The sequence below is a fragment of the Desulfosarcina sp. genome (assembly GCF_046496365.1).
Taxonomy (GTDB): domain Bacteria; phylum Desulfobacterota; class Desulfobacteria; order Desulfobacterales; family Desulfosarcinaceae; genus Desulfosarcina.
In genome coordinates, this window is the sequence record NZ_JAWOHB010000193.1 from 1 (window position 1) to 8,263 (window position 8,263).

Below are 8,263 nucleotides of genomic sequence, written 5' to 3' on the forward strand. Positions count from 1 at the left end.
TTTCCGATCACCCTGCCGCCGCTTCGGGAGCGCAGGGAGGACATTCCGTTGCTGGCCAATTATTTTATTGATAAAATTTCAAAGCGACTGGGAAAAACCATCAGCCTGGTTCCGGTGAATGTGATGACCGCGCTGCAAAACTATCACTGGCCCGGCAATATTCGCGAACTTGAAAATGTCCTCGAACGGGCTGTGATCAACTCGTCGGGACCCAAACTGCATCTGGTGGATGAGCTGAAAAAGCCGGTCAAAAATTTGACTCAGGCGAATCGGACCCTTGCGGATGTAGAGCGGGAGTATATTGCCCGGGTGCTGGAGCAGACCCACTGGAAAGTCAGCGGCAACCACAGTGCGGCAGAGATCCTGGGCCTCGACCGCAGCACCTTGCGCGCCAGGATGCGCAAGCTTGACATCCACAGCCCGTAAACACTGGTCGTATATGACCAGTGGTCATATACGACCAGCCACCCGGCCGCCTTGCGCCTGCCCACCCTTGCCTGACCGTTCCTGAATCCCTATTAAATCGAATGGCTGGAACTATTTCCCGACACATGCAAAATTCGGCATCATTCTTGACTGTAACTGGGTGGACGTAACCGCACCTTTCACCGGGAGGCCAATGCGATGATTGCTGTTAGAATTACCATGCATGTGTTGCCGGAAAAGCAGCAAGAACTGGTTCAAACCCTGCTTTCGATGGTTGGGTCGATGGGGGAGACGGCGGGCTGCCTGAGCTACGCCCTCTTTCGCAATATGGAGGATAAGAACCTTCTGAATCTCTTTGCGGAGTGGCAGACCAGAAAAGAGCTGGATCAGCATTTACGGTCTGAAATGTTCGGTGTTCTGCTGGGAACCAAAAGCCTGCTGTTGGAACCGCACGGCATCCACATTTACACCATCCATCAATCCGAAGGGATGGAAGCGGTTCATGCCGCACGGGGGAAATCGCCCGGCCACACGCAGACCATAGTACCCGGGTTTATCTGCCGGAATTGAATGCGGTGTCGATTGTATAGCGAAGCGTGTATCGGGCTGTTATGTGGCCAACGTCAAGGCGAACAAATAGATTCATTTCAAAACCCATTTACATACCGCACCCTATCTTGTTTTCCCGGCAATGTCCTTTTATCGTTCCGACATAGGCCGGATCGGCGAGTGACGTTATGTGCCTGAACAATAAAGGAAGGACGATTCAAATGCACATTTTTCAACTTCCCCCAAAAAAATCCGGTTGTTGGCCTCCCCTTTGTGTTTCAGTGACCACCATAACCGTCAAATCGGTAATCGCTCTCTTGCTCATCAGCCTGGGTTCCGTTCATGCCCAGTCGACGGCCGCGGCCGCTTTTGGTTTTGAAAATGTCGAACAAACTGCCCGAGAGTTGGCGACGCGTCCGTTCGAAGCACCTGAAAACGAAGTACCCGATTTTCTGCTCGACCTCAGCTACGACCAATGGCGGGACATCCGCTTTCGAACGGAAAAATCTTTGTGGCAGGACGAAAAGCTCCCTTTTGAAGCGCAGTTTTTCCATCCGGGCTGCTTTTATGACCGCTTTGTTGAAATTAATATTGTGGATGGTAGCGGCGTTCATCCGTACCCGTACGACCCGTCCCTGTTCGATTACGGCAATAATAGCTTTGCCGCCAAGATCCCAGAAAAATTCGGATTTGCCGGTTTTCGCCTGCATTACCCGATCAATCGAAATGATTACCGTGACGAGGTGGTGGTCTTTCTCGGAGCCAGCTATTTCCGGGCCATTGCCAAAAATCAAACCTATGGATTGTCGGCAAGAGGGGTCGCGGTGGATACCGCACTCGATTCCGGTGAGGAGTTTCCCTACTTCAAAAAATTTTGGTTGGTAAAGCCTGATCCGGGCGCCAATACCATGGTCATCTTCGCGCTGCTGGACAGCGCCAGTCTTACTGGCGCCTATAAGTTTATCATCGAACCGGGATCGAGCACGCAGACCGAGGTGACACTCACCCTGTTTGCGCGCAAAGCGATAAAAAAGCTGGGACTGGCCGCCCTGACCAGCATGTACTTTTATGGAGAGAGCGACAACTGCCGGCCGGTAGATGACTTTCGACCCGAGATCCACGATTCGGACGGATTGTTGATGGCATACCCGTCCGGAGAATTTGTCTGGCGGCCCCTCGTGAATTATAAATCCTTGTTTACAAATGCCTTTGTTATGCCTGACCTCTTGGGTTTCGGTCTTATCCAGCGCGATCAGAACTTCAACCACTATCAGGATCTGGAGACCCATTACGAGAAACGACCGAGTACGTGGGTGACCCCTGTCGGAGACTGGGGCGCCGGGCACGTGGAGTTGATTCAAATCCCGACCAAGTCCGAAAAAAATGATAATATTGTGGCCTTCTGGACCCCCGAGCAGGCGCTGACGCCCGATCGACCCCATCGGTACCGCTATGGACTGAGTTGGTTTTCCGCAGACAACGCCAAGCAACACGCCCTGGGGTATGTGGCCGCTACACGGACAGCGGCTGTCGATAAAGAGAATCAGCGCAAGCTGATTGTTGATTTTACCGGCGGGCGTCTGTCCAATCTGCCGACCGTCCTCCCGGCCGAAGCACCGTTGGAACCGGTTATTACCGTGCAGGGAGAAGGCGAGGTTGTTGAAAGCCAACTCTATCACAACGAATCCGGAAACGGCTGGCGGTTAGTGTTTATCGTACAACGCCAAGCTCGCAGCACACTGGAAAAGGTTTTGCCGGATAATGCCCAGTCAGCCCCCATTGAAATCAGGGCGTATATCCGGCAGGCTGGTCAGGTGCTGACGGAATCCTGGAGTTACGCCATCCGCTTTTGAGAACACGTGATTTGCCATGCTGACAAAAAGCCCCCGACAAGAATCACCGCGAGCAGCGGTCCAGGTGAACGATATCAGCCGACAGGATGCCGTCACCTGGCAACAGAGCCAGGAGCGGGTTCTACACTATTTAAAGGCTCTGGGCTTGCCGCCTGTCCAGAGCCTTGAAATAGTGCTTGAAACCATGGCCCGCGCGACCGCACATCTGGCCAAAACCTCCGCAAAACAGATTCATCCAACGCCGGTCGCGATGCGCTTTCTGCGCCAGGTGCTTTCCGAAAGAAACCTTTCGCTCGCCGATCTTCCCGAAAAGCAACCCATCGATGCCCGCCCGAACAACACCGTATCAGCGTTAGTCGATCCATGCGCATGCGACGAGGATTATCGCCCCGGCATGCCGCCTGAATACCGGCGGGCGATGCCGGCCATGCCGGAATTGAGACGCGGCAGTATGCTTCCGCAAATGCAGCAATCCGGTTCGATAAAAAACATACTGGTCTCTTTGCTCAATCTCGCGGTCAGGCAAAATCTTAGCCGAAATGCATCAGAAAATGACAAATAGAGAACGATATAATCTGCAATGGGAGCGGATTGCCTATCGACGTCGTCTGCTCCTGGGTGTGCTGATTGGTGTCACAGCCTTTGTGGCCAGCGGGTACATGGCCATGGTCCTGCCGTATCGGGGTTCCACGGCCATCGAGGTAGCCATCGTATTTTTTTTCGCATTGTTGTTTGCGTGGATTTCCATTGGTTTCTGGACCTCCTTGCTTGGATTCATCACGCTGCTCGGAGACCAAAAACAGTGGCACCCCACGCGGCACCTGGACAAAAATGGATCCCAACCGGCTGTAGAACTGCAACCCACGGCCATTCTCCTGCCCATCTACAATGAAGATGTCAGGGACGTGTTCCACAGACTGGTGGCCATCATCCGATCGCTCAAGCAGACACGAAAGGCGGAGCACTTCCACTTTTTTGTGTTAAGTGACACGACAAAGCCGGATCTGTGGGTTGAAGAAGAGCGCGCCTGGGCCTCGGCCTGCCGGAAGACCGACAGCTTCGGCTCTCTTTTCTATCGTCATCGGACACCAAACATAAAACACAAAAGCGGGAATATCGCCGATTTTTGCCGTCGTTGGGGACGTGCATACAAATACATGGTGGTGCTGGACGCCGACAGCATCATGTCCGGTCAGACCCTGGTTCGCATGGTCCAAATTATGGAACAGGACCCGAGCATTGGAATTTTGCAATCGGTTCCCATTCCTGCTGGAAGGTCCAGTCTGCATGCTCGCCTGCAGCAATTTTCTGCGCAGATGTATGGCCCGATGTTCGCCGCCGGTCTCCACTATTGGCAACTGGGAGACGCGCAGTACTGGGGCCACAATGTCATTATCCGCGTGGACCCGTTTATGAAACACTGTGCGCTGCCCAGACTCTCGGGTTCTCCTCCCTTAGGAGGTGACATCTTAAGCCATGACTTTGTGGAGGCGGCCCTGATGCGCCGCGCCGGATGGGGGGTGTGGTTGTCTTGTGATCTTGACGGCAGCTACGAAGAGCCGCCGCCCACCCTCATCGAGGAGCTGATTCGCGACCGGCGATGGTGCCAGGGAAATCTTCAGCATTTACGATTGCTGTTCACCCGGGGGCTTTTCCCGGCACATCGCTATCTGTTTCTCAATGGCGCCATGTCCTATATATCCGCGCTCTTGTGGCTGATCTTTCTCAGCCTGAGTTCGATCGAAGCGCTTGCCATGGCTTTTTTCGAGCCTGATTACTTCCCAAGGACGGGCAGCCTGTTTCCGGATTGGCAGGTGTGGAATCCCGAATGGATGCTGGTCATCCTGGTTGCCACAGTCATCATACTCTTCCTGCCCAAAGTGCTCAGTCTGATCCTTGCCCTGGTCATCCGACGACGGGCAGCGGAGTTTGGAGGGTGGTTCAAGGCTGTTTTGAGTCTGATCGGCGAAGTTTTCTTTTCGACGCTGCTGGCTCCCTTGCGCATGCTGGCACACAGCAAATTTGTGTTCATTACGCTGTTGGGCAGCAACAGCGGATGGAACCCAGCCACCCGTTCGGATCAGGGCACGACATGGCGCCAGGCATTTCGCTATCATGGCGGCGGCATGCTGATGGCCGTGCTTTGGGGGGCAATCTTCTTTCTGATGAATCGCTCCTTTTTCTGGTGGCTCATCCCCATTTTGGCGCCGCTTGCACTGGCCGCCCCCATATCGGTCTGGACCAGCAAACCCCGGGTTGGTGCGGCATTCCGCCGCATCGGAATCTTCCTTACAGCGACCGAGGTGGCCCCGCCGCCCGAGCTGCAACTTGCCAAGCAAGCGGTTCAATCCGCCCAAGCAGAACCGGCTATGGGGACTTTTTCCCATTTGCGAGGTTTTGTCAGGGCAGTGGTCGACCCAAAGGTCTTTTGCCTGCACCGTGCGATCCGACCCCGCTATCCTCGTGTTTCCCCCAAAATTGCCGAGCGGCTAAACCAACTGGTCAAAAAAGCAGTTGTTGACGGACCGCATAACTTGACTGACGAGGAGAAAAAGCAACTGCTGTACCATCCCGCCAGCCTGATAAAACTCCACCAATTGGTTTGGGAGTTGCCCGACGGCCAATCGGCCCGGCAGTGGGGTGTATCGCGCATTGGCTAAAGGACATAAAAAAAAGCGTCGCAATGACGGAGAGCTGCGAGGGGGATGCGAAACATTAAGTGCGCTATTCAAGGTTTGATGGTTCCGTAAAAAGTCGAAATTTCAGGTTTATTGTCATCCTCGCGAAGGCGGGGATCCATAAGATTCAGATAGTTATAGACTCCCGCCTCCGCGGGAGTGTCACTGTTTGTGACTTTTTACGGCTTCATCAAGGTTTGATATCCATTTTCCTATTTTTCGAAAATGGCGGATTTTGGTTCAGCCCAGGAGCAGTTTAATCGGCACGGTGATCCCTTGAAGCACTCATTTGCGAGAAAATTGATACTGCTTTCAGCCATTGTCCTGGCAGGGTTGGTTCTGCTGAGCAACTACATGGTTGGAGACTGGCGTACCGCCAGCCGCGAACCTGCCGGGATCGCCCCCGATCCCCTTGTCACCAATGAGGCGGTTCTCCAGGTATACGGTGCCAATGCCTGGGGTTGGCGCGGCTGGTTTGCCATTCACACTTGGATTGCAGCCAAGCGGAGTGGCGCAACCGCATATACGGTTTACGACGTGGTCGGTTGGCGCGGCAATCACGGCCAGCCGGTCCTAAGGATAGCCGAGGGTGTCCCGGACCGTTACTGGTACGGCGCCAAGCCCAGAATCCTGAAAGCGCACAGAGGAGCGGGGGTGGACGAACTGATTGCCGCCGTGGACGCGGCCGCCCGAGCCTACCCATGGAAAGCTGTCTACAAGGCCTTTCCAGGCCCCAACAGCAACACCTTTACAGCCTGGATCGCCAGGCAAGTGCCCGAATTGGCGTTGAACCTTCCCTTTTCTGCTTTCGGCAGCGGGTACCTGGAATAATCCATCCCCTCGGCAAGCCCATGAACCACCGCTCTACTGGTTCAACCGACATCCGGGGGCGCCCTTTAATGGGTGCCCCCATTTTCCTGATCCACTACATATCGGAAAAAAGCACCCTTGGCCAATTTTATGGCTTTGATTTCAATTTTAAATGCTGAGAAGTTCGGACGTCGCGGCAGGTGAATCAGATGTGAACGGCATGGACAGTCCGATGCACCGAAACCGGCAATAGGTCGAGTGGCACCTTTCAGGGTGGAAAGTATTCCTGTCCAATCATGCTCCCTGGTTGCTAAACCAACGGTGACCCAAGCCTCAATCGGGTGAAGGGCGTGTTTGATGTAATCCAGATGCCAGTGTGGCCGGGTCGATGGTTTCAAATGGTGTGTGAGTCTTGAACGCAAACCACCAGGACCGAACGCACTGCCCACGTATATCCAATATCCGGTAGTTATGAATATCGGTCCAAGTTTCCCCGCTGCGGCATGGAAAGGAGTTTCGCATTTGAAAATTAAGGCATATGTGCCTTGCTGTCCTGTTATGTGTATTGATTGATTGACCATCTGCTCCGCTGCAACCTGTCCACTACACTTTCTGTCCGCACCAGGCAATCAGACAGTCGCCTGACCCCTTCCTTCAACTGGTCGCTGGACGGGCACGAAAAATTCAAGCGCATATGTCGGTATTCGGGATGCTCACCATAAAACGCATCTCCCGGCACAAAGGCCACCTTGAATCCAAGGGCCGCATGAAACAGAGATTGCGTATTCACGGTTTCCGGCACACTCAACCATAAGAACAGCCCGCCATCGGGACGGGTCCAGGTCACCCCTCGCTCCGGTGGAAAGTGCGTTTCCAGGGCTTCCAGAAGGACGCGCAATTTTTCCTGATAATAGACGTGGCAGCGCTGGAAATATGCATCCAGATCAACCGTGGTTAGAAAATCCGCACACATTTCCTGATTGTACGGGGGCGTGTTCAAGGTGCTGCCTTCCTTGATGTTGGTCATCTTGGAAATCACCTCCGGTGGCCCAATGGTAAAGCCCACCCGCATCCCCGGACAAAAAAGTTTGGAAAACGTATAGACACCGACCACAGAGCCACCGCCTTGTTGCTGATCCAAACTGAACAGGGACGGCAATTGGGAGCCGCAGTAGCGCAATGTCCGGTAGGGGCTGTCCTCGATGATGGGAATGTGATAGAGACGGGAAAGCGCCAATAGTGCCTCTCTTTTGGCCAGGCTCATACAAATCCCGGTAGGATTCTGGAAGTCCGGAACGACATAGATGAACTTGGGCGGCGAACCCGAGGCCTGGCAGTCTGACAGAACCTGCCGCAGCTGCACCACATCCAAACCGTCAGCCGCGAGTTCAATTCCCAAATAATCCGGCCGCTGCATCTGGAAAGCAGCGAGGGCGCCTGCAAACGTGGGCCGCTCGACCACCAAGGCGTCTCCGGGATCCAGCAGCAGCCTCCCGACCAGGTCCAGGCCCTGCTGCCCGGAACTGGTAATCATGACGTTCTCCGGACGTACGTGGATATCGTCGCGTTGAAGAAAGGCGATCACCGCCTCGATCAATTCACCCTCCCCACGGATGGACGAGTACTGCATGATGCGATGGATATGGCTATCGAATCTTCGGCGCGTCGCCTGCCGGAGCTGCTCTTGAAGAAACATCTCAGGTGACGGCATCCCCCCGGCCATAGAGATGATCTTCGGATCGTTGATCAGCGAGAGGAGTTTGCCAATGGAATACCCCTCGTAATCACGCATGTTGCGGGCAAAAGTGTATTCCAGTCGACCATGGTAATTGCTCCTTTTGGATTTTTCAGCACCATCGCTCACTGCGTTTTCTTTTCCACCTCTTCCTTGGCCGCTTCTGCTTAATCGGTTAAACCATCAAAAAGGGTTATAGATGTGATAGTCCC

General features: G+C 54.1%; 8 protein-coding genes. 6 read left to right on the forward strand and 2 right to left on the reverse strand.

Translation table 11 applies throughout. The annotated features are described in order from the left end of the window. From R6V78_RS18865 to R6V78_RS18890, 6 genes are all read left to right on the forward strand, one after another. On the forward strand, positions 1-426 hold a 426-nt coding region (locus R6V78_RS18865; RefSeq protein ID WP_410290938.1), incomplete at its 5' end, for a helix-turn-helix domain-containing protein. A 198-nt stretch (positions 427-624) separates the two neighbouring features. Next, positions 625-996 (forward strand): putative quinol monooxygenase, encoded by a 372-nt coding sequence (locus R6V78_RS18870; protein WP_410290939.1) that lies wholly within the window; start codon positions 625-627, stop codon positions 994-996. Between the two features lie 260 nt (positions 997-1,256). After that, positions 1,257-2,828 carry a glucan biosynthesis protein gene (locus tag R6V78_RS18875; RefSeq protein ID WP_410290940.1) on the forward strand — a complete coding sequence of 524 codons (1,572 nt, stop codon included), beginning with the start codon at positions 1,257-1,259 and terminating at the stop codon, positions 2,826-2,828. 64 nt (positions 2,829-2,892) lie between these two features. Continuing rightward, positions 2,893-3,390 (forward strand): hypothetical protein, encoded by a 498-nt coding sequence (locus R6V78_RS18880; protein ID WP_410290941.1) that lies wholly within the window; start codon positions 2,893-2,895, stop codon positions 3,388-3,390. Next, complete coding sequence (mdoH, locus tag R6V78_RS18885) at positions 3,380-5,488, forward strand: glucans biosynthesis glucosyltransferase MdoH (RefSeq protein WP_410290942.1); 2,109 nt, start codon at positions 3,380-3,382, stop codon at positions 5,486-5,488. Before R6V78_RS18880 ends, mdoH begins: the two co-directional genes overlap by 11 nt. Before the next feature lie 294 nt (positions 5,489-5,782). Beyond that, positions 5,783-6,337, forward strand: coding sequence for a DUF3750 domain-containing protein (locus R6V78_RS18890; RefSeq protein WP_410290943.1), 555 nt, complete (start codon positions 5,783-5,785; stop codon positions 6,335-6,337). A 65-nt stretch (positions 6,338-6,402) separates the two neighbouring features. Here the strand turns inward: R6V78_RS18890 and R6V78_RS18895 are convergent, their stop codons facing one another. Further along, complete coding sequence (locus R6V78_RS18895; RefSeq protein ID WP_410290944.1) at positions 6,403-6,897, reverse strand: GIY-YIG nuclease family protein; 495 nt, start codon at positions 6,895-6,897, stop codon at positions 6,403-6,405. After that, positions 6,873-8,180: a PLP-dependent aminotransferase family protein gene (locus tag R6V78_RS18900; protein WP_410290945.1), complete on the reverse strand. Its 1,308-nt coding sequence runs from the start codon at positions 8,178-8,180 to the stop codon at positions 6,873-6,875. The genes R6V78_RS18895 and R6V78_RS18900 overlap by 25 nt, the downstream gene beginning before the upstream one ends. Positions 8,181-8,263: the final 83 nt, after the last annotated feature.